General features: G+C 42.9%; 20 protein-coding genes. 17 read left to right on the top strand and 3 right to left on the bottom strand.

The window, feature by feature from the left end:
* Nucleotides 1-156 precede the first annotated feature (156 nt).
* From DIU38_RS27615 to DIU38_RS27580, 8 genes are all read left to right on the top strand, one after another.
* Complete coding sequence (locus DIU38_RS27615) at nt 157-747, top strand: TetR/AcrR family transcriptional regulator (RefSeq protein WP_112652586.1); 591 nt, start codon at nt 157-159, stop codon at nt 745-747.
* A gap of 64 nt (nt 748-811) precedes the next feature.
* Complete coding sequence (locus DIU38_RS27610; protein ID WP_112652587.1) at nt 812-1,624, top strand: SDR family oxidoreductase; 813 nt, start codon at nt 812-814, stop codon at nt 1,622-1,624.
* A 42-nt stretch (nt 1,625-1,666) separates the two neighbouring features.
* Nucleotides 1,667-2,416: an SDR family oxidoreductase gene (locus DIU38_RS27605; protein ID WP_112652588.1), complete on the top strand. Its 750-nt coding sequence runs from the start codon at nt 1,667-1,669 to the stop codon at nt 2,414-2,416.
* Between the two features lie 17 nt (nt 2,417-2,433).
* Complete coding sequence (locus DIU38_RS27600) at nt 2,434-3,369, top strand: alpha/beta fold hydrolase (RefSeq protein ID WP_208057676.1); 936 nt, start codon at nt 2,434-2,436, stop codon at nt 3,367-3,369.
* Nucleotides 3,370-3,427: 58 nt separating this feature from the next.
* The gene (locus DIU38_RS27595; protein ID WP_112652589.1) at nt 3,428-3,829 is read left to right on the top strand and encodes a YybH family protein; all 402 of its coding nucleotides are present in this window, start codon (nt 3,428-3,430) and stop codon (nt 3,827-3,829) included.
* A gap of 89 nt (nt 3,830-3,918) precedes the next feature.
* The gene (locus DIU38_RS27590; protein ID WP_112652590.1) at nt 3,919-5,109 is read left to right on the top strand and encodes an NAD(P)-dependent alcohol dehydrogenase; all 1,191 of its coding nucleotides are present in this window, start codon (nt 3,919-3,921) and stop codon (nt 5,107-5,109) included.
* Nucleotides 5,110-5,164: 55 nt separating this feature from the next.
* Entirely contained in the window at nt 5,165-5,464 is a 300-nt protein-coding gene (locus DIU38_RS27585; RefSeq protein WP_112652591.1) for a putative quinol monooxygenase, read from the top strand.
* 70 nt (nt 5,465-5,534) lie between these two features.
* Nucleotides 5,535-6,170: an NAD(P)H-dependent oxidoreductase gene (locus DIU38_RS27580; RefSeq protein WP_112652592.1), complete on the top strand. Its 636-nt coding sequence runs from the start codon at nt 5,535-5,537 to the stop codon at nt 6,168-6,170.
* A 443-nt stretch (nt 6,171-6,613) separates the two neighbouring features.
* Here the strand turns inward: DIU38_RS27580 and DIU38_RS27575 are convergent, their stop codons facing one another.
* Genes DIU38_RS27575 through DIU38_RS34265 form a run of 3 tightly spaced genes read right to left on the bottom strand, consistent with a single transcriptional unit; the run spans nt 6,614 to nt 9,429 of the window.
* A complete protein-coding gene (locus DIU38_RS27575) occupies nt 6,614-8,185 on the bottom strand; it encodes a Na+/H+ antiporter (RefSeq protein ID WP_112652593.1) in 1,572 nt (523 codons plus the stop codon).
* Nucleotides 8,186-8,237: 52 nt separating this feature from the next.
* The gene (locus tag DIU38_RS34270; protein WP_244311242.1) at nt 8,238-8,978 is read right to left on the bottom strand and encodes a metallophosphoesterase; all 741 of its coding nucleotides are present in this window, start codon (nt 8,976-8,978) and stop codon (nt 8,238-8,240) included.
* A 31-nt stretch (nt 8,979-9,009) separates the two neighbouring features.
* Nucleotides 9,010-9,429 (bottom strand): hypothetical protein, encoded by a 420-nt coding sequence (locus tag DIU38_RS34265; RefSeq protein ID WP_244311241.1) that lies wholly within the window; start codon nt 9,427-9,429, stop codon nt 9,010-9,012.
* A gap of 342 nt (nt 9,430-9,771) precedes the next feature.
* On the opposite strand from DIU38_RS34265, the gene DIU38_RS27565 reads away from it, so the two are divergent.
* The 9 genes from DIU38_RS27565 (at nt 9,772) to DIU38_RS27525 (ending at nt 24,873) form a co-directional block, all read left to right on the top strand.
* On the top strand, nt 9,772-10,365 hold the full coding sequence (locus tag DIU38_RS27565) for an RNA polymerase sigma factor (RefSeq protein WP_112652595.1): 594 nt from the start codon (nt 9,772-9,774) through the stop codon (nt 10,363-10,365).
* Nucleotides 10,366-10,481: 116 nt separating this feature from the next.
* On the top strand, nt 10,482-11,498 hold the full coding sequence (locus DIU38_RS27560) for a FecR family protein (RefSeq protein ID WP_167516294.1): 1,017 nt from the start codon (nt 10,482-10,484) through the stop codon (nt 11,496-11,498).
* Nucleotides 11,499-11,528: 30 nt separating this feature from the next.
* Nucleotides 11,529-15,098 carry a SusC/RagA family TonB-linked outer membrane protein gene (locus DIU38_RS27555; protein ID WP_112652597.1) on the top strand — a complete coding sequence of 1,190 codons (3,570 nt, stop codon included), beginning with the start codon at nt 11,529-11,531 and terminating at the stop codon, nt 15,096-15,098.
* A 12-nt stretch (nt 15,099-15,110) separates the two neighbouring features.
* Nucleotides 15,111-16,484: a RagB/SusD family nutrient uptake outer membrane protein gene (locus DIU38_RS27550; RefSeq protein ID WP_112652598.1), complete on the top strand. Its 1,374-nt coding sequence runs from the start codon at nt 15,111-15,113 to the stop codon at nt 16,482-16,484.
* Between the two features lie 12 nt (nt 16,485-16,496).
* Nucleotides 16,497-18,518 carry a TlpA family protein disulfide reductase gene (locus tag DIU38_RS27545; protein ID WP_112652599.1) on the top strand — a complete coding sequence of 674 codons (2,022 nt, stop codon included), beginning with the start codon at nt 16,497-16,499 and terminating at the stop codon, nt 18,516-18,518.
* Entirely contained in the window at nt 18,518-19,606 is a 1,089-nt protein-coding gene (locus DIU38_RS27540; protein ID WP_112652600.1) for an alpha/beta hydrolase, read from the top strand. Before DIU38_RS27545 ends, DIU38_RS27540 begins: the two co-directional genes overlap by 1 nt.
* A gap of 20 nt (nt 19,607-19,626) precedes the next feature.
* On the top strand, nt 19,627-20,076 hold the full coding sequence (locus DIU38_RS27535) for a protein-disulfide reductase DsbD domain-containing protein (protein ID WP_112652601.1): 450 nt from the start codon (nt 19,627-19,629) through the stop codon (nt 20,074-20,076).
* Between the two features lie 253 nt (nt 20,077-20,329).
* Nucleotides 20,330-23,161, top strand: coding sequence for a M16 family metallopeptidase (locus DIU38_RS27530; RefSeq protein ID WP_112652602.1), 2,832 nt, complete (start codon nt 20,330-20,332; stop codon nt 23,159-23,161).
* A 65-nt stretch (nt 23,162-23,226) separates the two neighbouring features.
* The gene (locus tag DIU38_RS27525) at nt 23,227-24,873 is read left to right on the top strand and encodes a protein-disulfide reductase DsbD family protein (protein WP_112652603.1); all 1,647 of its coding nucleotides are present in this window, start codon (nt 23,227-23,229) and stop codon (nt 24,871-24,873) included.
* Nucleotides 24,874-25,157 lie beyond the last annotated feature (284 nt).

The raw sequence follows: 25,157 nt of genomic DNA, 5'->3' as shown, positions 1-25,157 counted from the left end.
CTTGACTGTTCTAAAAATAGGGTCAAACTCGCCGCTATAAAATTATTATTATACAAAATTTAAACAGGTCTTGAAATTATTTCGATTTTATTTTGTATCGAATGATACAAAATATATATTTGCATCGTTCAATTGATTCAACACGATCATAAAGGCATGGCAGGAAGGAGAAAAACATATAACGAAGAAGAAGCTTTAGATAAGGCAATCAGCGTTTTTTGGAAAAAAGGTTATGACAATGCCTCCTCAAGAGACTTACAGAAGGCAATGGGGATCGGTCAGGGAAGTTTTTATCTTGCCTATAAGGATGGTAAGAAAGAGTTGTTTGAAAAATCATTGAACCATTTCCTTGCAAAATATCCCAAAGTTTTTTTGGATATGCTAAAGACTCTTGATAATCCCATTGAAGCTCTAAGACAGTACTTCTATGTGCTTACGGAGCCGGACGGCTTGTTTGGTCAGTTGGGATGCTACTTTAGTCCTATTATTCTTCAGGTTAGTGACAAAGATTTAAAAACTATGGCTATTCAAAAGGTACTTGTAATCACAACAGGTATTTCTGATGCTCTACTGCGGGCTAAAAGGGCTGGAGTAATAAAGTCACAGCTACCGGAGGAACTATGGAATATTTATTTATTGAACATGTGGACCGGTCTCAATACAACAAAGTTTATTGAGAAAGATCCTGTCAAGCTCAGAGCACTGATTGATTTTAAATTGAAAGTCTTTGAGGATGAGTTTTTTTAGCCAAAATTGTATCATTTGATACATAATAAAAATATGGATTTATATAAACAACAATTTTAAGAAAATGAAAAAAACAATTTTAATTACAGGAGCATCGTCAGGTTTTGGATTGATGCTGGCCAAGGACCTTCAGGAGAAAGGTTTTAACGTGATCGGTACAAGCCGTGAGCCAGAAAAATATAAAGGAAAATTCTCTTTTAAACTTTTGCGTCTGGATATTTCTGACGATGCATCTGTAGAAGCCTTTGCCAAAGAGCTCTCTACTGAAATCCCAAAAATAGATGTGCTGGTGAACAACGCAGGTTATATGGTTACAGGTATTGCCGAAGAAACTCCTATTGAGGTAGGGAGACAGCAATTTGAAACAAACTTCTGGGGTACTGTTAAAGTAACAAACGCTCTGTTGCCTATTTTCAGAAAGCAAAAATCTGGTCAAATTATAACGGTAAGTTCAATTGTTGGCTTAATAGGCCCTCCAAATCTTTCTTATTATTCTGCTTCTAAACACGCTGTTGAAGGGTATTTCAAATCATTGCGTTTTGAACTCAATCAATTCAATATCAAAGTGAGCGTTGTGGAACCAATGTGGTTCAAAACCAACCTGGCCCACAATGCAGTAACTGTTAAAACAAACGGCATAGCTGACTACGATGCGTACCGGCCGAAGTTGAATGCTTTCACTCAAAAAGGGATTGATGAAGCGGGTTCTCCTGATGTAGTGGTAAAAACAATCACAAAACTAATTGATGCAAAAGGGCCAAAATTCAGCAACCCTGTAGGGAAAATGGCGGGTATGGTTTTGTTCCTGCAAAGCTATGCACACAAAATGTTCGAAGGTACCGTATTGAAAGACGTCGCATCCGCACTTAAAAAATAATTATAACTGAATATTTTCTACAATAATTATAACAATAAATAAATGAATATTACAAACAAAACAGTCTTGATCACTGGTGGTGGCTCAGGAATAGGTTTCGAAATTGCAAAATTGCTTACGGCACAAGGAAACAAAGTAATCCTGGTCGGAAGAACAGAAAGTAAATTGCAAGAAGCGGTAAAAAGTCTCGATAATGCCGTTGCGATTGTTGGCGACATCAATAGCGAAAGTGATATTAAAAAATTAATTGCACAGGTTACGGCAGAATATCCAGAACTAAGTGTTTTAATCAACAATGCAGGACGGGCGTTTGCATATACACACGCTGAAAATGCCAATGCATTTTCAAAAGCAACAGAAGAATTCGCTACAAATTATTTTTCCCTGATAAGACTTACCGAAGGTTTTCTTCCAATTCTTAAGGCTCAGGACGAAGCTGCTATTGTTAATGTAACCTCTGTAGTTGGCTACTTACCGGCTGCTGCTACACCATCTTATTCAGATAGCAAGGCTGCAGCTCACTCTTACACCTTGTCTTTGCGCCATACTTTGGCAAAGGATACCAATATCAAAGTTTTTGAACTGATGCCGCCGTTGGTAAACACCGAGTTTTCCAGGGAAATTGGTGGTGAAGAGTTTGGGATGTCTCCGGTAACCGTCGCAGAGGAGTTCCTGGAAGGCGTTCGTACTGATGATTATGAAATCAAGGTAGGGCAAACGGCTGGCCTGCGACAATTATACCTTTCTGATCCGCAGGCGGCTTTCAATGCTATAAACCAGGCCGCACATTAATTTTAATTAAAAACAAAATGAAAACTATTAAATATTTTATGCTCATGGCTATTGTCTCGTTAACGACAATAAGCAACATTCAAGCGCAGAAGGCAAGCAATAAAGATTCAAATCTTGCAGAAAAAGCGCAAACACAATACGCAACCATAGTTGATCACCAAGTAGCCTATCGCAAATTTGGTAAAGGAACACCTGTGATTATTGCGAATCGCTTTAGAGGTACGCTTGATACCTGGGATCCTTTGTTTCTTGATCAAGTGGCAAAAGAAAACACGGTAATCATTTATGATTATTCAGGAATTGGTGATTCTAAAGGCGAACTGCCTTTAACGATGAAAGATCAGGCTACAGAAATCACCAAACTTGCAGACTTTTTAAAGATTGATAAATTCAACGTGATGGGTTGGTCTTACGGTGGTTGGATAGCCCAATATACGATGTTCTACTATCCATCAAGAGTGCTGAAAACAGTGGTTATCGATGCTAATGCAATGGGCAAAAACGAAATCGCTATGCAGCCTGCCTTTGCTCAAAGCGGGATGAAGGCCAATAAAGACCTTGGTTTTGAAGATAACGTCATCTTGTTTTTCGAGCCAAAATCTGAAGTAAGTCGTGCCGCCGCCAGAAAGTCAGAAGACAGGATCGCCAAAAGGTTGGATATGAACAAAGTGCCAGAAAAAATGGAAACCTTACAGCGTTTTTTTGCGCCAAACGCTGCAATAGCAGAGGATAAAGAAAACTTCAGAGCTGCCTACGCGACACTTAAAACACCAGTACTTGTAATTTCAGGCGACAACGATATTTCTTTCGCAGTAGATAACTGGTATCCATTGATCAGAAAAGCCCCTTCTTTACAATTGATCGTTATGCCGGATGCCGGACATGGACCTCATCATCAGTACCCTGACCTAACAGCCGGCTACATCAATACTTTTCTTAATACAGTAAAATAAATCAATAAACAACCCAAGCGGGCTAACAATTTAATGCCATGCTTATAAAAACAAAAAAATGGAAAATTTTAAATTAGACAACGTAAGACAAATTATTGAGGAAAATCATATTGCTTACGGAGAAAACTTTGCAAAAGGCGACCCAACTCAATTTGCAAAACATTACGCCAGTGACGGCAGCATTTTCCCTACCAATTTTCCAAAATTAACTGGTAAAGAGGCGATAAATGCATTTTTCGATGGTGCTTACAAAATGGGAATTCGCTTTATAAAATTGACGGCAAACGAGGTATTAGGTGGACCTGAAGTGGTAGTTGAAACAGGCGTTTGTGAGCTGTTTATCGAAAATAATGTATCTGTTTTCGTAGGGAAGTTTATCATCGTCTGGAAACAGGAAAACGGAGAGTGGAAAATGTACAGGGATATCTGGAACGTGGATACGCCAGCAGCGGGTAATTAAATAATAGGGCAATAATAATTCTGCTTTAAAAGCACAATCCTTTTAAAGCAGAATCGTAACAGCCGTACAATAAGTCAATACATTCTACAGTGGAAAAAGAAAAAGAACAACCAACAAGCGACTTTCAGACGAGACGAAAGTTTATTCAGCACACTGCATTGGCAACAACGGGTTTGGCACTTGCACCTGCCTTGAATTTATTTGCTGCCAATTTTACGGAAAGTCCCAGTATAAAATCACGAGGGTTTGCGGCCACTGCCGCTGATGCAAAGCTATCAAAATGGAATTTTGAACGCCGTGCGGTTGGCGATAATGATGTCCTGATTGATATTAAATATTCAGGCATCTGTCACTCTGATATTCATCAGATGAGGGGACATTGGTTTCCGCAACAATATCCTGTTGTTCCTGGACACGAAATTGCGGGGATCGTATCAGCTGTCGGTAAAAATGTGTCGAAATTCAAGGTTGGCGACAAAGCTGGTGTTGGGTGTATGGTGGATAGTTGTATGGAATGTAAATCCTGCAAAGATGGTGAAGAACAGTATTGTGAAAACGGGAAAATGACTTTCACTTATGGTGCACCGGACAAAACATCGCCTTCGGGACTTACGCAGGGTGGCTATGCCGATAACATTGTGGTAAAAGAACATTTCGTAATAAAAATACCTGCCAATTTAGATCTTAAAGATGCAGCCCCGTTGCTTTGTGCCGGTGTAACAACGTATGCGCCGATGATGCGCGCCAATTTGAAAAAAGGAGATAAAGTAGGTATTGCGGGAATAGGTGGACTAGGACATTTAGCTATAAAAATAGCGGTGTCCCAGGGAGCTGAAGTATATGCATTTACCACTACTGAAGCAAAAAAAGCAGACGCTTTGGCTTATGGTGCAAAAGAAGTGATTGTAGTAAAAGGCGATCAGGATTTGGCACCGCATTTCGGAAAACTGGATTATATGATATCCACTATACCTTATGATTTCAATGTTGACGCTTATGCTTCATTAGTGAAACCTCATAGAAATTTTACGCAGGTGGGCATTCCTATTGGTGGAAAATTAAGCGTCACCGCTTTCATGATGGCTCGCAACAGGGTCAATATAAACGGTTCGCTTATCGGTGGTATTCCTGAAACACAGGCTATTGTAGATTACTGCGCAGAGCATAAGATATATCCGACAATTGAAGTGATAAAGGCAGATGAAATTAATGATGCCTGGGATAAAGTGGTCAACAAAGAAGCCAGATATCGCTATGTAATTGATGCCTCGACATTTTAAAAAACTGTCATAGTGCGCAAAGCTATCCTGATTGAATAATTAAAATTTACAAAAAATGAAAAATAATAAAATCGTTACCCATGCAGAGCTCACCATAGCTCCTGAACTTATTGAGGAAGTGCTTACTCAAGCTATTCTTACTAAAAATCTCATTCAGCAAGAGGAAGGGACTGAAGTATTTATTCTAAGCTCAAAAAAAGATGTCCCAAATGTGCTGGTAATATTTGGCGTTTACACGTCCGAAGCTACCTACAAATGGCATTTAGAACAAGATTATGTGAAGAATTTCTTTGCATTCTTAGGTGATAAATTGCTTGCCGCACCAAATGCATCGCAGCTTGAGGAGATTGTTTAAAATAAGATTGGCAAGAGAAAATCAGAATCCTAAAGCGTAAAGATTTTACGTAGTATAATAATAAATAAATATGTCATTAATTGAAGATCTAAAGTGGAGACATGCAGTAAAAGCATACATTCCGACAAAAAAAGTAAGTAAGGAAGTTATCGATAGTATTGTTGAAGCTGCTCGTTTAGCTCCAACCTCTTCCGGTTTACAACCATTTAAACTTCTTGTAGTTGAAAATCAGGATTTAAAAAATCGCCTGGCGGAAGGATCATTAAATCCGGACAGTATGCGTGATTGTTCACATGTACTCGTATTTGCAGCATGGGACAGATATTCTGCTGAACGAATAGATACAGTATACGATTTTACAACCGAGGAACGAGGATTGCCGAAAGGTCGTTTTAACGACTATACAGATTTCATCAAAGGTGTATATCTCAATGAAACGGCAGATGAAAATTTTGCACATACTGCAAGACAAACTTATATCGCATTAGGACTGGCAATTGCACAAGCGGCAGAATTAAGAGTTGACAGTACGCCTGCGGAAGGTTTCGATAATAAATTAGTTGACGAAGTTTTGAACTTAAAAGAATTAGGCTTAAAAAGTGTATTGCTGATGTATGTTGGATACAAAGATACAGACCGTGACTGGCTTTCTTCAGCGAAAAAGGTACGTGTACCGAAAGAAGACTTTGTGGTAGAATTCAACTAGTAAAGAGGTTTTACAACACCATTATTTGTGCTAATTTGAAATTAGTGAAAGTACAAATAATGGTGTTTTTTATGAAGAACCTTTTAATCTACTTCCAATTATATTTCTTGTGGTCATTTTGGCTGAAATTTCTTTGAATTTTTCGCCGTAGCGATTGGTAGTGTATTTTTGTTTTAGTGTCATCGAAAGCCGGAGCGCATCGTACCCACCCAAATAACCGGAAAGCGTTATTTTTTTGATCTACTGGTGCAAGAACCGAAATCATACTCATCACGAGCAGCGATAACGGTAACGATCCTGATATTATGTGCAAGGAGCGAATAAAATAAACGTAGCAGGTAATTGCCATACAATATTTCCCGAACACGCTTCGATAAAATGTCTGCTGATCGTTCAGCCGGGCATTTGATCGCTTCCAAATAAAAAAAAGATTATTCATAATCTTATATATACCCCAGCCGTTCTTCTTCAAGGTCAAGATACTGCAATTGTTTGCGGATGAGATCTTCATTTAAGCCGGCTTCGCTGCTGTTTTTTTCCAGCAGCCATTCCCGCTGACGGTTTAAAATTTCCTGGTATACCTGTTTGACTTCCACTGTCATCGCGTTGGTATGCTCCAGGTCTTCACCTTGCCGCCACTTAGCAGCGATCTGCCTCAATGCAGGCTGGGCCTTTAAACGTTCGGGACATTGCCCGTTGATGTATTCCAGTCCTAATTGGGCCATTTTTTTTCGTAAACCAGCTTCGATTTCCTCTTCGCTGGTATCCTGGTCAACATCAGGCAGATTGAATTTCCGGATCAGGTAGGGCAAGCTCAGGCCCTGTAGTAGCAACGTCAGTAAAATAACCACAAAAGTGACAAATAGAATAAGGTCACGATGAGGGAATGCTGCTCCACCAGGTAAATAAACCGGGATAGACAGTGCTGCGGCCAGTGAAACTACCCCCCGCATACCTGACCAGCCCAACACAAAGGGCACTTTAAGGCCGGGGTTTCTTGTATCGGCCACTTTAATGAAATTCCTGGCAATCAAGGTAACGATTAAAGCGCCGTAAGCGGCTATCAGTCTGCTGATGATTAACACCACCGTGATGAGTAAACCGTAAAGGGTAGCGTCTAAAATACTGACAGACCCCAGTCCCGCAATTATTTCCGGCAGGTCAAGTCCGATAAGCATAAACACGATCCCGTTAAGCAGAAAACTGAGACTTTCCCAAAAATTACTGCCGCGTAACCTGGAGCTACTGCTCAGAAAGGTATATCTTTTGTTGGAAAGGAACAACCCGCCGGCTACCACAGCAAGGACACCTGAGCTATGCAGTTCTTCTGCTGCGATATAAATGACGTAGGGCGTAATCAGCGTAAAAATAATATCGGTGTTGGCATCCGTTGGCAGATACTTATGGAGTTTCATAAATAACAATCCAATCAGCAGTCCGATACCGATTCCTCCTGCCAGCATCCAGCCAAAGTTGAGGGCGGCGTCCTGCCAGATAAATTGGCCGGTTGCAACCGCGATCAGGGCAAAGCGGAAAATGATGAGTGAAGACGCATCGTTCAGTAAACTTTCCCCTTCGAGGATACTGGACATTCTTTTGGGGATTTTAACAAATTTCAATATTGCTCCTGCACTTACTGCGTCGGGTGGAGATACGATTCCTCCCAGGAGAAATCCCAGCGCGAGTGAGAAACCGGGTATAAAATGATTGGAGATCACTGCAACAGTAAGGGCAGTGATGAACACCACAACAAATGCAAAGCTACTGATGATCCTCCTCCAGCGCCATAACTCCTTCCAGGAAATGGCCCACGCTGCTTCATATAATAAAGGTGGCAGAAAGATAATAAAGATCAGTTCCGGATCGATATGTAGCTGGGGAACAAAAGGAATAAAGCTGATGAAAAGTCCTGCAAGTACGAGCAATACCGGGTAAGCAATGCGGAGCTTCTTGGCCAGCATCATCAGTAATAAAATAACAAGTACCAGGCCGAGGTAAAAAGGAAAATATGCCATGAGATGAATATACGCAGTTTCAGATAAACAATCAGCGCAGCACGGATATCGGTTAAATCGCGGTGTTTGCAGTCTTGAGGGTAATGACCGTTATTTCAGGCCAGATCCCTACCCGGCCTCTAAGTCCTAAAAAGCCGAAACCCCGGTTTACATAAAGAAACTTGCCAAATTTTTCGTAAAGGCCTGCCCATTGCTTGTAAATATATTTAATCGGGCTCCATTTAAACCCAAATAGCTCCAGGCCAAACTGTGCACCGTGCGTGTGGCCGGCTAAGGTCAGGTGAATATGGTTTTGGTGAGCGAGGGTTACTGCCTCCCAATGAGAAGGATCATGTGACAATAATATTTTGAAGTCATCCGGTGCGACGGTTGAAGTGGCTTTGTCCAGGTCTCCATATTTATGAAAACCTCCCTTACCCCAATTTTCAACGCCTATAAGTGATATTTTTTGTCCGTCCTTATAAATCGGTACGGCTTCGTTAAGCAGCAAGCTGAATCCTATTTCTTTGTGGACTTCTTTCAGGCGCTCCAGGTTGATGTGCTTATCGGCTTCTGTATTCCATTTAATATAATCGCCATAGTCGTGATTGCCAAGGACGGAATATTTTCCATAAGCCGCCTTCAACTTTGCAAAATACGGTATCCAAGGGTCCATCTCCGAGGCCTGGTTATTAACGAGATCACCTGTAAAAACAACGAGATCACTTTTTTGCGCATTTACCATTTTGATCCCCTTTTCCACACCTTCCCGGCTCGAAAAGCTGCCGGAATGAATATCTGATAATTGTGTCAATTGAAAGCCGTGAAAAGACGGAGGCAAGTCGTTAAAATAGAGGGTTTCCCGGTGAACCGTATACCGGTGACGCCCCGGGTAAGTCCGTATATAAACCCAAAAAAAGGTACCGCTGCGATTGCAAGCGCAATTTGGCTCGGCCAAACGGCGCGGGGGGAAAGCCGATAAAGGCCCGGATGGCGTCTTCGATCAGAAGAACCGGGACGGCAAATGCCTTTGGCACCAGTATGATCAAAAAGAGCGCCATTGCACCTGACTTTAAAATTTTCGATATTCCTTCGGGGAAGGGTAATAAAAGAGCGATCAGTATCCAGGCGACCACAAAGATGTCGACAGCCCAGTAACCCTGTAGAATGTACGGGTTTGATGTAAGGGTTTTAACCGCCAGGTAAAAATATGGATCTGCTCCAAGCAAGATCACGAGTAATAGTGGAAATAGTAAAAATCTCATTTGTTATAAAGACGATTAGCAGTTAAGAACATTTTAACAATATCGGCACAAATATACAAATTGTATCATTCGATACAATTTGTATATTTGTATTTGTTTCATCTGTTTGTCAAATCAATATCGGTATTCATGGCCTGCTTCTTATAGCTTTTTCAGGATTACAAGTTTGGCAGGAATTCTGATTGGAGATTGGCAGACGATGATCGCCTGATTCCGGTTTAACGTGGCTACATCGGAATGACGGGATTTACCATATCCGGTTAAAAAAGCCAATTAGCACTTTAATTAAAAATATTTTAGTTTTACAATTTAGCCGCATTTCATAAGGCACCGTACTTCAAGATGGATGATCAAATAATCTGGAATTCTTTTTTACAAGGTAGCAAAGCTTCCTTCCAGATGATCTATTCCAAATATTATCAAAATCTGTATAGCTACGGAATGCGGAAATTAAATGCCCCCGATATGGTCAGGGATTGTATCCAGGATCTTTTCGTTAACCTTTGGTCAAGCAGGTCAAAACTGAGCACAACGGATAATGTCCGTTACTACCTGCTTGCATCGCTCAGAAACCAGATCGTCCGGGCAAGTGTGGAAAACGGAAAATGGCAGAAAACAGCGTTATCTTCGGCTGAAAATTTCGAAATCCAATTTAATCCTGAAACGGAACTTATTCAAAAGGAAAATCTAAGCCAGAAAGCGAAAATGCTGATAACGGCGCTTGATCAGCTCACACCGCGGCAAAAAGAAGTGCTATACCTGCGCTATTTTGAAGAATTGAGCTATGAACAGATCGCAGAATTACTCGATCTGACCGTTAAAGGCGTTTATAAATTAAATTATCGTGCGATTGATGCGTTAAAGTCGGTTCTTAATATCTCCAAATCGGACCTTCTCCTTCTTTTGTTAGTTTGTAAGTGCGAATTATTCCGATAAAATCATTGCTTTTAAATTAATGTTAAAATAATTTAAAGTTTTTTGATTTTTCATGGGGTAAAATTTGCCTTTTTCTTATTTGTATATAAAAAGACCCGCTCAAAGTGGTCATGCAAATGGAAAAATACGATTCTTATACCTTTTCTGACTTCGTTAATGACGACGATTTTATTCGCTTGGTTAAATATGCCAACCCTGAAGACGAGGGTTACTGGCAATCCTGGTTAAATACCCAACCTGGGAATGTATATGCCTATCAGGACGCCAAGGTTTATTTGTTGACCATTTTTAGCGCAAAACCCTTATTTGATCAGGAAGCAGAGAAAAACAGGTTGTGGGAAAATATCAATTCCGAAATCTACACAATTGATAATCGCTCAGTGAAAATAAGACGGATCAGGATATGGAGCGCCTCTGTAGCCGCTGCTTTATGCCTTTTTGTATTGGGCGAATGGTATTATCATTCCCGGATATCGGTGACAACCGGCTATGGTGAGCAAATGACAGTAACACTTCCCGATCAGAGCGTGATCAAGCTCAACTCCAACTCGCAAATTTCTTACTATCGCGCCTGGGCTTGGCATACGGACCGGGAGATTTGGTTAAACGGCGAGGCGCTGTTTGAAGTAAAACACCTGAACACGCATCCGGAGAAGATTAACAAAGGAGACCGTTTTATCGCCCATGCAGGTAAAATAGACGTACGGGTACTCGGAACCATTTTCAACATCAGGGACCGTCGAAACGAAGTACTCGTATCCCTGCTTAAAGGCAGCATCAGTGTAAATAGCATCAATTCCGGAAAATCGCCGCTGATCATGAAATCCGGCGATGCGGCCAGATTCGTTAATGCAAACGCATCGCTGATCCCGGTGAGCAGTCTCGACAATAAACCGGATGCATGGACCAGCCGTCAGATGGAACTGAGCGGAATGACGGTTGCAGGAATTATTGAAAATTACGAGGACACCTACGGTGGACGAATCGTGGTGGACAACCCCCGTCTGCTGAAAAAGCGGATCGAAGGAACCATTTCACTTCAGACGCCCGAAGAAACACTATACATGCTGGCTAATCTGTTGAATGCAACCGTAGAGCAACGGGATACTGTTTATTACCTGAAATCAAAATAACCCCTGATAATTAAAACTAAATCCACATTTATGCAAAAAAAACTTACCCTCTTACCGGTATGTTTACTATTCGTCCTTTTGTCCGGATTAATATCTACGGCAAAGGCACAGGATAAGAACAAGACCAGGCTCACGCTTAGTGAAGCATTACAGACTATTCAAAAACGATTCAAAACCAAGTTCGCTTATGAACAGGGATTGCTGGAGAATAAATTCACAACGGTTAACGCCCTGAAAGGCGAAGGCCTCGAAGAAGTGTTAAAAAACGTACTTTATCCAAATAACCTCATCTTTCTTTATGTAAGTGATAACAGTTATTCCATAGTTGCACGCAATGCTGCATTTTTTAATAGTCCCTCCAATACTCCGGCTGATACCCGGATGGGCATCGCCCAGCCCAATGCTGCTTACACGCTACGGGGTACCGTGCGAAATGAAAAGAACGAGGCTTTAGCAGACATTGATGTCTGGGTGAAAGGCAGCAACCAGGCGACAAGAACGAATGAAACCGGCGGATACCTTTTACCGGCTGTCAGTCCGGGTGACGTGATCCAGTTCAGCATGCTGGGTTTTAAAAAGCAGGAAATTACGGTAATTAACCAGGGGAAACTGGATGTCACGCTGGTTTCGGATGTCAGGGCTTTAAACGAAGTGACTGTGGTGTCGACCGGCTATCAGGTACTTCCTAAAGAGCGGGCAACAGGGTCTTTCAGTATTGTTACCAGTAAACAACTGGAGCAAACACCAACCGCTAATGTACTGCAACGCCTGGAAAACCAGGTTCCGGGCCTGCAATTGAATTTTCTTACAGGAGATAATACTTTTTCCTACACGAATCCGGGTGGATTGGTTAGCGATCCAAAGACGAAAAATTCGATATATACCTTATCAATACGCGGTGTAAGCACATTTAAAGCAGATACATACCCGCTGATCGTGGTAGACGGTTTTCCGGTAGAAACCGATATCCGTTCGCTTAACCCCAATGATATTGAACAGATCACGGTTTTGAAAGATGCGGCGGCAGCCTCCATCTGGGGCATCCGTGCCACTAACGGCGTCATCGTCATACAAACCAAAAAAGGACATAAGAATCAGAAGGCTTTGGTAAGCTTCAATGCCAACTTCGGCCTGGGATCAAAACCGGACCTGAACAAGCAAAACTTGATGACATCAGCGCAAATGATCGATTTCGAAAAAGAACTGGTTACCAAAAACCTGATCTTTGATAATACGACTGCAGATTTCGCCCGGGGGGCAAGTCAGGCGGTTAATCTGCTATTTGCGCAAAAAAGGGGAAATATTACGCAAACTCAACTCAATAACGACCTTGCCGCCCTTGGGGCTTCAACCAATTATAGTGAATACGGTAAATACTTTTTACAGGCCCCGGTTACACAGGATTACAATTTATCTGTAAACGGCGGCGGAGAGGCTTACACGTACTTTACTTCCGTTTCCTATGCCAAGGAGTTACCCATCAATAACGGGTCATCTACTGCCAGGTTTACACTGACCGATAACCAGACTTTTAAACTTTTCAAGGTTATCGATTTTAACGCGAACCTGAAATTAGCCAATTTCAAATCATTATATAACAGCATCGGACTGTCCCCCCTGGTAAACCGGATAAATCCCTTTATGCCGTATGATCATGTGGTTGACGCTAAGGGCAACGGTATCAGTTATTACCAGACGTTCAATAAAACTTTCAGCCAGAAGCTGGTCCGGGAAGGCTATCTGGATTACGGTTATAACTACCTGCAGGAACAGCAAAACATGGATAATACCTATAGCGAAACCAATGTCACCGGTAATTTCAGCTTATCAGCTCCATTGCCAGTGGTCAAAGGATTGACAGCAAACGTCCTGTACTCCATTGAAAAATCATTTGGAAGCAGCCGTAATTTCAGCAATAAATATACCTATGCCGCGCGCGACTTTACCAATTTTGCAACATCTTATGATCCTGCTACGGGCTTATCGGTGAATGTACCCTATGGCGGTATATTGAATACCCGTAATACCAACCGAAACAATTACAGTTTAAGGGGGCAGCTTTCTTATTCGAATAAGATCAGTGAGCGCCATGAACTGAATATGATTGCCGGTACAGAGATCAGGCAAACGTATGATATTGTCAACGGCAATAATTTATACGGATGGGATGACCAATTACAGATAGCACAGTATGTGCCTTCCAGCTATAACACGATTTATGGCTACGCTACTACCATGCCCACCCAAGGTGCTTATACTGACCAGAAGCGCAGGTTCCTGTCTTACTTTTCCAATGCGGCTTATACCTTTATGGAAAAATATACGCTGTCAGGCAGCATCCGGTATGATGATTACAACAATTTCGGGTTAGATGCTAAATACCGGGCTAAACCTTTCTGGTCTGCGGGCGGCAGCTGGAACCTGGCGAAAGAAAATTTCATATCATCCATATCCTGGATCAACGCATTGCAACTCAGGGCCACCTACGGGCTTAACGGCAACATAGACAGAACGCTTCATCCGGAGGCTTCCATTTCCCTGGCCGGCGCTGACGGCGTGACCGGTTTACCCATAGCTTATGTAACTTCTCCGGCTAATGCGGCCTTGAAATGGGAAACAACGAAAGTAACCAATGTGGGTGTTGACTTTGGTTTCTTTAACGGCAGGCTGAACGGGTCCTTTGAATATTATATCAAAAAAGGCAGTGACCTGTTCTCGGAATTTGACTATGACCCTACTTACGGTTTTACCAGGCTCAACAGGAACACAGCAACCTTATCCGGAAAAGGTTTTGAAGGGTCTTTGGGAGGCGACGTTATTCATTCCGATAAATTCAGCTGGAATGTTACCCTGAACTACGCTTTCAATACCAATAAAGTAACCGACAGCAGATTTGACAATACGGTAAATATTGTTAATTCGCCCACCGGAGCCGGATTGATCAAGGACTACCCGATCGGGTATCTGTTCAGTTACCGTTTTGCTGGGCTGGACAATAAAGGACAAACCCAGGTTTACGATCAGCACAATGCCATCGTCAATTCAACCAGTCCTTTGTCAGATATCAATGATCTTAAATATGCAGGCAATACGGCCCCAAAATACTTTGGCGCATTCAACCAGACCTTTCGTTATAAAAACTGGAACCTAACCGCCCAGATCTCCTATAAGTTCGACTATGTTTTTCTCCGGAACAGCATACCTTATTACGTTAACCGCGGAACGATTTCCTATAGCCCGAATGCTGATATTGATAAAAGATGGCGTCAGGCCGGCGATGAGCGCACGACCAATGTGCCCGGCCTTTCCAATTTCAATTATACCAGTTACCTGCGGTATACCTATGCGGATATCAACGTGCTGAGGGCCGATAACATTCGGTTACGTCAGGTATCCATTGGTTACACTTTCCCTCAGGTCCAATTAGAGGCTTTAAAGATCCGGAGCCTGAACATCCAGGGGACAGTCAGGAATCTGGGCCTGATATGGAAAAAGAACAAGGCAGGGATAGACCCGGATTTCCAGGTCGGCTCAAACGGCAGTTCCCTGACACTCAGGCCAACGTCGCTTTACAACCTATCCCTGAACGCCAACTTCTAATCGATCACCAACATGAAAAAGATATACTTACCGCTGACAATTATAGCCGTCATCCTGTTTAACGGATGCCGCAAATATGTAGATATCCGCACCAAGGGGCAATTGGTACCCAACGAAACAGAAAATTTCCGCGATATCATGAATACCACCAGTACCTTCAATATAGGGAATGGCTATCCTGATTTTGGGGATGATAATGTGGATTTTGCAGATGCCGCACAACAGGCTTCCCTGGCAACTTACAGCCCTTTCAATAATGTTTATACCTGGGCCGCACAATATTTTGACCCGGCATCCCATGATTATACGTGGGACGCCATGTACAACATTATCTTTAATTGCAATGTGGTTATTGATGGCGTACCCAACAGTACCCAGGGATCAACCGCTGATAAAAATCAGATCCTGGGTGAGGCATTGGTTAACCGTGCCGACGCTTACATGAGCCTTGTCCGCGCGTACGCAAAAGGTTATAACGCTGCTACTGCTGGCACTGACCCCGGGGTACCATTGCTGATAACACCCTCAACGGACCAGGCATTACCCCGGGTTCCGCTTCAGCAGATCTATGCCCAGATCATCAGTGACCTGAAAAAAGCCGCGCCCCTGATGGCTAATACCAGTAAATACAATACGCTGGCATCGAAACAGGCAGCCTTTGCTTTATTGGCCAGGGCATACCTGGACATGAGCGATTATAAAAATGCAGCTGTTTTTGCCGACAGCACACTGGCCATTAACAGCAATATCCTCGATTTAAACACGGTGAGCGGAAATTCGCCCAGGAACATAGATAACCCGGAATTGATTTTTTCAAAAAATGCCAATGTAAATACGGCCTATGCCCCAACAGTATTAAGGCTCAGCGACGAATTGCTCAATTTACTGGGCACCAGTGACCTCCGGTATGTAAATTTCACGACCGATGCCAGCAACGCCAGTTTTGACTATACCGGCAGAATATTCAGCGTTGACCTTTTCCTGCAATATCCAAATACGCACAATTGTGGCGTTACCGTTCCGGAGGTGATGCTGATCAAAGCCGAATGCCTGGCCAGGTCAAATGATGTCAGCGGCGCATTAGCATTAATTAATGCGATCAGGAGAAAACGCTTTGCGCCTGCAGACTACCAGCCGCTTAGCGCATCGGATGGTGCTACGGCGCTTAACAGGGTTTTGGATGAACGCAGAAGGGAGCTTTTCGCCCGCGGGATCAGGTGGTCCGACCTTAAGCGTCTTAACCAGGAAAGCCGCTTCGCAAAATCCATTACCCATGTATTCAATAAACAAACGGTCGTTTTACAGCCAAACAGTAACCGGTATGTATTCCCTATCGCTGCATATTATTTCAAATTCAACAAGAATTTAGTTCAAAACCCCAGATAATTTCTAAAAACCATGTTACTTAAAAAAGTAAAGCTTCTTTCACTATTTTTTATAATTGCAGGCATCTCGGTTGCCCGGGCACAGTATAAGCAGTTCAGATCCTCGCCGGCTGTCGTCGTGGCAGGCCAGTCCTTTGATATAGCCTACGATGCATCCGGCACCTCCCTTTCAGGTATGGGCAACGTGAAGGGAATTGCTTACTACTATGCGGATTTCGGATGGCACGGCATCGATCTGAAATTGTCTTCTACCGAAAAGAACAAGTGGTCTGCAACGGTCAACAGCCAAAAAAACTGGGCGATGGTCGCTTTTAAATTTATGGCCGGAGATTCTGTTGATAGCAATTCAGGACAAACAGGCGGATTTCTGACGCCCTATGCGCAATTATTACGGAATCCAGAGGATACTGCGCGGAATGCAAAGGGAGCCTTGGCCATATGGGGGCTTTTCCGCTCTTCGAAATATGGCTTCGAAATTCCGGACTACTTAAACCAGGGAAAATTCGTGACTGACACTGTCGTTTCCATGTATCTCCAGAAAGAATTGGAGCAAAACCATTTGCCGGAGTATAAATCAGCATTTGCTGTCGCATATGCAACCTCAATGTATGGCGCATACGGAGAAAGCAGCGCACCTAAGATCAGCGCCGTGGTAAATTATCTGACACGTAAAAATGCACCGCAAACAGACATGCTCAGTGCCTGGCAAATCTTGCATAACACACAGCAGCCGGTTAAGGCTGACTCGTTAGGAAAAGCGATAGAAAAAAAATATTCCGGTAGTTTTATTGCCAAACTTGAGGCATACAAAGCGTTTGCAGCTCAGAAGGACCAGGCTAAAATGAAGGAACAAGGTGAGGAATTCCTCAAAAAGTACCCTTATGACCCGGTCTACGCAGGACTTGATAGGGCATATCAGATAGATTACAACAGGGTTTACTTAACGGTGATTTTATTGCAGATCGGGAATAATGATTTCAGTGTTATCGACCGTTATATCGATCAGCTTCCTTATCTGAGTGTTATTAATGTTTATTATAAAACCGTCCAGATCGCTCATCACCGGCAGTCTATAGACGATAAATACCTTTATACGTACTCAGAGTTACTGCTTAAGCGCATGCAGGCGTTTAAAACCAATGTGCCTGAGGCATATCAATCTTACTCACCGGAGCAATGGCTTAGGTTCTATAACGATTATTATATCGCCGGTTTCTTTCCTATGGTACTGGAACACATTAGTGTCTGCCGTGGTGCCGGGAAATATGAGGAGGGACTGCAATATGCAAGAGAAGCAGAATCATTTCAACATTACAGTAAAGAATCGCTTAATGATGATTATGTCTTTCTTTTGAATAAAACTGGACATAGTGACGAAGTGAACGAGGTACTGATCAAAAGCATTTACGAAAATCAGGTTTCCGCGCCTATGCTGGATCTTTTAAAGCAAAACTACATCAGTAAATATAAGTCAGAAGCCGGGTTCGAAAAATATTTGCAGTCGTTAAAAAATGCTTCCGCCTCCAAGTTGAGTAAGGAAGATCTCACCATGATAAATAAGGCCATGGTGAACTGGACCATGACCGATCTGAAAGGTAAAAAAATAAGCCTGGTATCCTTAAGGGGAAAAACAGTGGTTATGGATTTCTGGGCAACCTGGTGCGTGCCCTGCAAGGCCTCTCTTCCGGGCATGAATCTCGCAGTGCAACGTTATAAAAATGATCCCAACGTGGTGTTTTATTTTGTTGATACAGAAGAAACCGAACCTGATTACAAGCAACAGATCAGGCAATATTTAAAAGACAACGGGTATACGTTTAATGTGCTGTTTGATAATCCTATGCTCAAAGGAAAAGGCACCGGTGAAGTTTTTGCACGGGTGTCAAAGGCCTTCCAGATTTCAGGAGTTCCGCTGAAACTGATCATTGACAAAAATGGTGTGGTGCGCTATATGACCTCCGGTTTTAAGGGAAGTGCAACAGCGCTTTCAGATGAAATAGCACAATTAATTGAACTTACAAAAAAACAAAACTAATGTTGAAAACGCTATTGATGGCAACTGCCTGCGCATGTATTACTAATATCGGAACTGCACAAATCAAAAAATCAAACTACAAAACAGAACAGGTAACTTTCAAAAATGCTGATCAATCCATCATATTCGGGGGCACACTGACCCTGCCTTCCGGGATAAAGCATTTCCCCACCGTGGTGATTGTCTCCGGCACAGGTAAGCAGAACAGAGACGGTGAGATGGCCGGACACAAAGAGTTTCTGACTATCTCTGATTCGCTTGTAAAAAACGGAATAGCTGTCTTAAGAACAGACGATCGCGGAACCGGACAAACAACCGGTATATATGAAACGGCAACCACAGGGGATTTTGGTGATGATGCCCTCGCGGCTATTAATTATCTGAGGACCCGTCCGGAAATAGATTCTGCAAAAATTGGCTTGATCGGCCATAGTGAGGGCGGAGCTGCAATGGCCATTGCGGCGGCTAAATCCAATAAAATTAAATTTTTAGTGAGTTTATCCGGGCTCGCCACAAGTGGATATGAGTCCCTGCTTAAACAGAATGAGGATATCGTCAATAGCGCACCTATTCCCGATTACGATAAGAAGCGTTACAATGACGTGAACACCCTGATGTTCGCCGTCGCGCACAAATACGCTGATTCAACGAACATGGAAGCTAAATTGAACGAGGCGTATGCTGTATGGAAAAAAAAAGACAGCATCTATTTCAGCACCCTGAATATTCAGTTCGACCATTTTCGTTTTCCGATCTATAGTTGGTCAAAATCAGCAGTTGGCCCCTGGTACCGTTATTTTTTGAAGTATGATGCGCAAAAGACGATGTCGAAAATACACGTACCCATCCTGGCATTAAACGGGGACAAAGATCTGATGGTTGCTTATAAAGAGAACCTGGATAATTGGAAAAAGTTCCCAACCGCGGGCGGAAATTCTGATGTAACAATTCACATAATGCAGGGACTGAATCACTTATTCCTGCCCTGTATTAAATGCACAACGGCGGAGTACGCCGAGATCAAGAGTGATTTCTCGCCGAAGGCGTTGCAGATTATTACTGACTGGATCAAAATGCGTTTTAAATAAAATCAGATCGAAATATAGCTATGAAAAAGTTAATGTTCCTGATCCTGCTTATCAGCAGCACAGGACTTGTAAGTGCCCAGATCTTAACCCCGGTTCGCTGGAGTTATGCTGCAAAACGCCTGAGCGATAAGGAGGCCGTCATATTCATAAAGGCAAGCATAGACCAGGGTTGGCATGTTTACTCGCAAAACGTCCAAAAGGGCGGCCCGGTAAAGACAACTATCACTTTCGTACCATCAAAAAGTTTCCTGTTGAATGGAAAACCCACAGAGCCGACGCCGGTGACCAAATTTGAGAAAGTGTTCAATATGGAAATCAGTTTTTTTGCGGATGAGGTTATCTTCCAGCAAAAAATAACGCTCAAAAGCAAGGGCCCGGTTAAGGTAAAAGGAAATATACATTACATGACCTGCAATGATGAAAAATGTTTACCCCCGGATGATGCAGGATTTACCGTCATTGTCAATTAGACGCCGGAAATGCATAGATCCGGTATTGCTGTAATGGCTCTGCAGCCATATACAGACGGATGTACAGGCAGGTTTCAGCTAAGCGGACGGCCATCTCCGGGACTGTTAGAATACCTAATAGTAGCTATTTTTTGCCCCGAAAATTTCAACTTTTAAAGGGGACACCTATTCGCCTTTACGTTCTTATTCATTCAGTTATAGTCAGTTTTAGTTAACCGGCAGCTTGTGAAGGCAGGCTGCCTTTATTTTCATTATGTATTTTAACCTAAAAAAAAGGTACCTGCCAATATACCTGGCAAGCCTTTTCCTAACGCAGAATTTATATAGCCAGCAAAACTTAAAGCAGAAACAACCGTCTGCAATACTGCCATTGGATCCGGCAGTAAGGAAAGGCAGAATGGCAAACGGATTTACCTATTTTATTCGCCGTAACACGACGCCTGAAAAGAGGGTTGTTTTTTACATCGTGAACAAAGTGGGGTCCGTGCTTGAAAACGAAGACCAGCGCGGTCTTGCTCATTTCCTGGAGCATATGAACTTTAACGGTACTACCCATTACCCGAAAAATGAGTTGATCAGCTATCTGGAAAAATCAGGGGTTACGTTTGGGGCAGACCTTAATGCCTATACAAATTTTGATGAAACAGTGTATCAGCTACCTTTACCGTCTGACGATCCTGAACTACTGAAGAACGGATTACAGATCATGCGGGACTGGGCGCACGGTGCTTTACTGGAACCTGTAGAAATCGATAAAGAGCGCGGTGTGATATTGGAAGAAAAAAGGATGCGTTCAGGGTTCGATCAGCGTTTAATGGAAAAAAGCCTGCCCATGTACCTGAATAATTCCATTTATAGCAGGCGGGTTCCAATTGGTTCAGAAGAAGTGCTGACAACTTTCAAACCGGCTCAGATCAAAAGTTTCTATAAAAAGTGGTATCGACCGGATCTTCAGGCCCTTATTGTTGTCGGTGACATTGATGCCATCCAAATGGAAAAGTCTGTCAGGCTAATATTTTCCGATCTTAAAAATCCTGTTCACGAGCCGTCAAGACCGAAAATAAGTATACCACTGACAGGAAAAAAGCAATTTTTGAAGTACACGGATGCAGAGGCCCCCGATACCCGGATAGTGATTTCCTACAAATACAGGTCGCCGGAATTAAGGACCGCTGCCGATTACCGGGCAAAAATGGTTACAAGCCTTATTGATCAGTTGCTGGCTTTCCGATTCAACGAGTTAAATCAAAGAGCGGATCTACCCTATAGCCAGGCAAACATAACCAGTGGTAATTACCTCGATGATCTGGATGTGTTCAATTTTAACGTAACCCTTAAACCCAACCAGGCAGCGTCAGGCTTTAAAAATGCCTATACTGAACTCGAACGGATTCGCCGTTATGGCTTTACGGCGGCCGAACTTGACCGCGTAAAAAAGGCTTATTTGGCCGGGTTAAAGGCGTTAGTATTGGAAAAAAACAAAAACAACTCTTCTAATTATGTTGAAGAATATGTGAATTACTTTCTGAGACAGGATGCTGCCCCCGGCATAGACACCGAATATAGGCTTGTAACTGAATTCTTGCCCGGCATATCACTTACCGAGGTGAACAGTAAAATCGCCTCTTTTCTCTCGCTACCTGATCAGGATATTATCGTGACAGGGCCCAAAACAACCAGGGAGGAATTACCGGATGAGGCAACCTTGGGCAACTGGCGGAACGCCGTTGTAAAATCCAACCTGAGCCTTTACGCAGAAAATAAGATAAGTGAAGGCTTAATGACTGAAGAAACACTGCCGGGTAAAACAACTGGCGAGTCCGCCGTTGCTGATATCAATACGACTATTTACAAACTTAGTAATGGCGTGCGGCTAGTGTTCAAGCAAACCGACTTTAAGAACGACGGAGTACTGTTTTACTCGTATAAATCCGGGGGAACTTCACTGGCTTCAGATCAAAATTACTATTCTGCCGTTAATGCTACTGCGCTCGTAAAAGCGGGCGGTGTAGCTGGCTTGACGGCAACACAATTAGGAAAGTTCCTGACCGGTAAAAAACTATCGGTATCGCCTTATATGAATGAGCTATATGAAGGCTTTAGCGGAAGCTTTGGCGCTGAAGATATAGAAACGGCATTGCAACTCATTCGTCAGTATCATATCAAACCAAGAAAAGACACGGTCATATTTAAGAATATCATAGCCAACGCGCAAATTGCAGTGGCCAACAGGCATAACGATCCGGAGGCTGTGTTTTCTGATACCATAAATGCCGTATTGGGCAACCATAGCATCAGGAGAATGGCACCTGATGCACATACTTTATCCCACATTGACCTGGATAAAGCACTGGCTTTTTATAAAGAGCGTTTTCATAATGTCAACGGAGAAACTTTTGTTTTTGTCGGCAATTTCAAATGGGAAAACCTGCTCAAGTATTGTGAAACCTATCTTGGCAGCCTGCCTTCGGACACAGGTTCAACAAGTAATTTCAAGGATTTGCATATCGTCATCCCTTCGGGAAAGGCGACACATATCATTGTTCATGGGAAAGAGCAAAAATCGGAGGTAAAAATGATATTCAGCGGCGATTACGACTATTCACTGGTTAATAACTTACAACTCCAGGCCTTAGGAGCCATTCTGGAATTCAGGCTGCTGGAAAGGCTGCGAGAATCTGAAGGCGGCGTCTATACTCCGGATGCCGGAGCAACTTTCGCTAAATACCCGTCAGCGAGATACAGCATCGCTATCAACTTTACCTGCGCACCTCAGAATGCAGATAAACTGATCAAAGCGGCGCTGGAGGAAATCGAAAACCTAAAAACAAATGGAATATTGCCACTCGACCTGGAAAAATTTAAGGCTGAGACCCTGCGCAAGAATGAGGTCAGGGTCAAAACGGATGGCTACTGGGTAAGTTACCTGGTACGCCAGCTGAGCAACAAAGAAGATCTGAGTGAAGCTAATCAGATTAAATCTGCGGTTAGTAGCCTTGACCGCGAAACCTTACAAAAAGCCGCTAAGAAATATATGAGCGGTGAAAACCTGCAACAATTCATATTAAATCCTGAAAGCCTTTAACCCTCATCCTTCTGATTCCTATTCCAATAATTTCCACGATCTAAAAATAATTTCAAAATAAAACCATGAAAACGCTGATCATTCTTATTATATCCGTTTTGTTCCTGATGGTCAATGTTACCTATGCCCAGGAAAAAGCAGATACCAGCGGCGTGACATTTACCGACATCCAATCCGCTGCTACAGCCACCGGGACAACAGCAACAAAAGGCAGCACTGGTAAAACTGTAAATAAAACGCCGCTAAAATCTAACAGGCCCAAGGATGGCCGCCAAACTTTATGGGCCATATTTTTAGCGGGCCTGGCCGGCGGTTTCGCTGCTCTTCTCATGCCTTGTATATTCCCTATGCTGCCGCTGACAGTCAGTTACTTCACTAAAAATTCAGGAGGTAAAGGATCTGCGGTACGCAGGGCATTGCTGTATGGCTTATCCATTATGGTAATCTATGTTTTTCTCGGGCTGATCGTAACAATCATTTTCGGCGCGGACGCATTGAACAGTCTTTCGACCAACGGGATATTTAATTTTGCGTTCTTTCTGCTCATTGTGGCCTTCGCAGCGTCCTTTCTCGGTGCATTTGAAATCACCTTACCTAATTCCTGGGTAAATAAAATGGATGAAAAATCAGCATCCAGCGGTGTGATCGGGCTGTTCTTTATGGCCGCGACCCTCGCCCTCGTTTCCTTTTCCTGCACGGGGCCGATCATCGGTTACCTACTGGTACAAACCGCTACCAGCGGCGCCCTACTTGGCCCGGCTGTAGGTATGCTTGGTTTTTCACTTGCCCTGGCAATACCTTTCGCTTTATTTGCAATGTTCCCGGAATGGTTAAACTCATTACCCAAATCCGGTGGCTGGTTAAACAGCGTAAAGGTAACCCTGGGATTTCTGGAACTGGCCTTGTCACTAAAGTTCTTATCCAATGTTGATCTTGCTTACCACTGGCATTGGTTTGACCGGGAACTTTTTTTAGCCCTCTGGATCGTGATATTTGCTTTAATGGGCTTATATCTGCTGGGTAAATTAACATTTAACCATGACTCAGTTTTACAATACATTACAGTTCCAAGGCTTTTCCTGGCGATCCTTGTATTGTCTTTTACGATGTACATGGTGCCAGGCCTCTGGGGAGCACCATTAAAATCTATCAGCGCCTTTTTACCGCCCATGGCTACACAGGATTTTGATCTGTCCGGTGTTTCGCCCGGCAATACTGCTGCACCAACGTCAAGTGGCCCTCATAAATTCGGAAACCTTTTCGATAAGCCCAAAGGATTTGACCCGTTTTTTGATTATGATGAAGGCATAGCTTATGCGAAAAAAGTAAACAAGCCAGTTATGATTGATTTTACCGGCCATGCATGTGTCAACTGTCGCAAAATGGAAGCTAATATATGGCCGGATAAAGAGGTGTCACAGCGGATAAACCACGAATATGTGCTCATACAATTATACGTTGATGATAAAACCGACCTGGATCCCAAAGAGCAAACAGTCTCCAAATCCAGCCGCCAGATCATAACAATAGGTAACAAGTGGAGCGACCTGCAGATAACGCGGTTTCAGGCCAATTCCCAGCCCTTCTACGTGTTACTTGATCCCAAATCGGAGACCACCCTGGTTAATCCGCGGGGTGCGGATTTTGATGCGCCAGAATACCTTAAATTTCTTGACAGCGGGTTAAATGCTTTTAAAGCTATTACTCACTAACGTGGAGATGGTAGCAAATACAGTCGATCAAATGAACACTTACCTAAGTGTAGGAAATGCATGGCAGAATATGATCAGTTAAATTTAAAAGGCGATTCCACAGATATTTTTTAAAAGTTGCTCAATATGTAATGGTATCCGACGATCCCACAAAGAGGATTGATCTGAAAATTTTTCATTGCGTAATACAAAATGATCACGAAGCTATTGCGACAGAAGAAAAGAAGTACCGGAATATACCGTCGGTGAACACCATCAGTCAAAACGAAATACTCGCGAATTAT

The sequence above is a fragment of the Mucilaginibacter metallidurans genome, assembly GCF_003286435.2.
Lineage (GTDB): Bacteria > Bacteroidota > Bacteroidia > Sphingobacteriales > Sphingobacteriaceae > Mucilaginibacter > Mucilaginibacter gossypii.
Note: the sequence above shows the minus strand (reverse complement) of the source record. Positions and strands in the feature narration are given on the sequence as shown.

Bases quoted from the DNA above. Each gene is read 5' to 3' on its own strand.
- DIU38_RS27535 (WP_112652601.1), top strand. From the start codon at position 19,627: ATGAAAAAGTTAATGTTCCTGATCCTGCTTATCAGCAGCACAGGACTT.
- DIU38_RS27550 (WP_112652598.1), top strand. From the start codon at position 15,111: ATGAAAAAGATATACTTACCGCTGACAATTATAGCCGTCATCCTGTTT.
- DIU38_RS27605 (WP_112652588.1), top strand. From the start codon at position 1,667: ATGAATATTACAAACAAAACAGTCTTGATCACTGGTGGTGGCTCAGGA.
- DIU38_RS27565 (WP_112652595.1), top strand. From the start codon at position 9,772: ATGGATGATCAAATAATCTGGAATTCTTTTTTACAAGGTAGCAAAGCT.
- DIU38_RS27575 (WP_112652593.1), bottom strand. From the start codon at position 8,185: ATGGCATATTTTCCTTTTTACCTCGGCCTGGTACTTGTTATTTTATTA.
- DIU38_RS27580 (WP_112652592.1), top strand. From the start codon at position 5,535: ATGTCATTAATTGAAGATCTAAAGTGGAGACATGCAGTAAAAGCATAC.
- DIU38_RS27600 (WP_208057676.1), top strand. From the start codon at position 2,434: ATGAAAACTATTAAATATTTTATGCTCATGGCTATTGTCTCGTTAACG.
- DIU38_RS27525 (WP_112652603.1), top strand. From the start codon at position 23,227: ATGAAAACGCTGATCATTCTTATTATATCCGTTTTGTTCCTGATGGTC.
- DIU38_RS27610 (WP_112652587.1), top strand. From the start codon at position 812: ATGAAAAAAACAATTTTAATTACAGGAGCATCGTCAGGTTTTGGATTG.
- DIU38_RS27530 (WP_112652602.1), top strand. From the start codon at position 20,330: ATGTATTTTAACCTAAAAAAAAGGTACCTGCCAATATACCTGGCAAGC.
- DIU38_RS27555 (WP_112652597.1), top strand. From the start codon at position 11,529: ATGCAAAAAAAACTTACCCTCTTACCGGTATGTTTACTATTCGTCCTT.
- DIU38_RS27615 (WP_112652586.1), top strand. From the start codon at position 157: ATGGCAGGAAGGAGAAAAACATATAACGAAGAAGAAGCTTTAGATAAG.
- DIU38_RS27545 (WP_112652599.1), top strand. From the start codon at position 16,497: ATGTTACTTAAAAAAGTAAAGCTTCTTTCACTATTTTTTATAATTGCA.
- DIU38_RS27595 (WP_112652589.1), top strand. From the start codon at position 3,428: ATGGAAAATTTTAAATTAGACAACGTAAGACAAATTATTGAGGAAAAT.
- DIU38_RS27560 (WP_167516294.1), top strand. From the start codon at position 10,482: ATGGAAAAATACGATTCTTATACCTTTTCTGACTTCGTTAATGACGAC.
- DIU38_RS34265 (WP_244311241.1), bottom strand. From the start codon at position 9,429: ATGAGATTTTTACTATTTCCACTATTACTCGTGATCTTGCTTGGAGCA.
- DIU38_RS27540 (WP_112652600.1), top strand. From the start codon at position 18,518: ATGTTGAAAACGCTATTGATGGCAACTGCCTGCGCATGTATTACTAAT.
- DIU38_RS27585 (WP_112652591.1), top strand. From the start codon at position 5,165: ATGAAAAATAATAAAATCGTTACCCATGCAGAGCTCACCATAGCTCCT.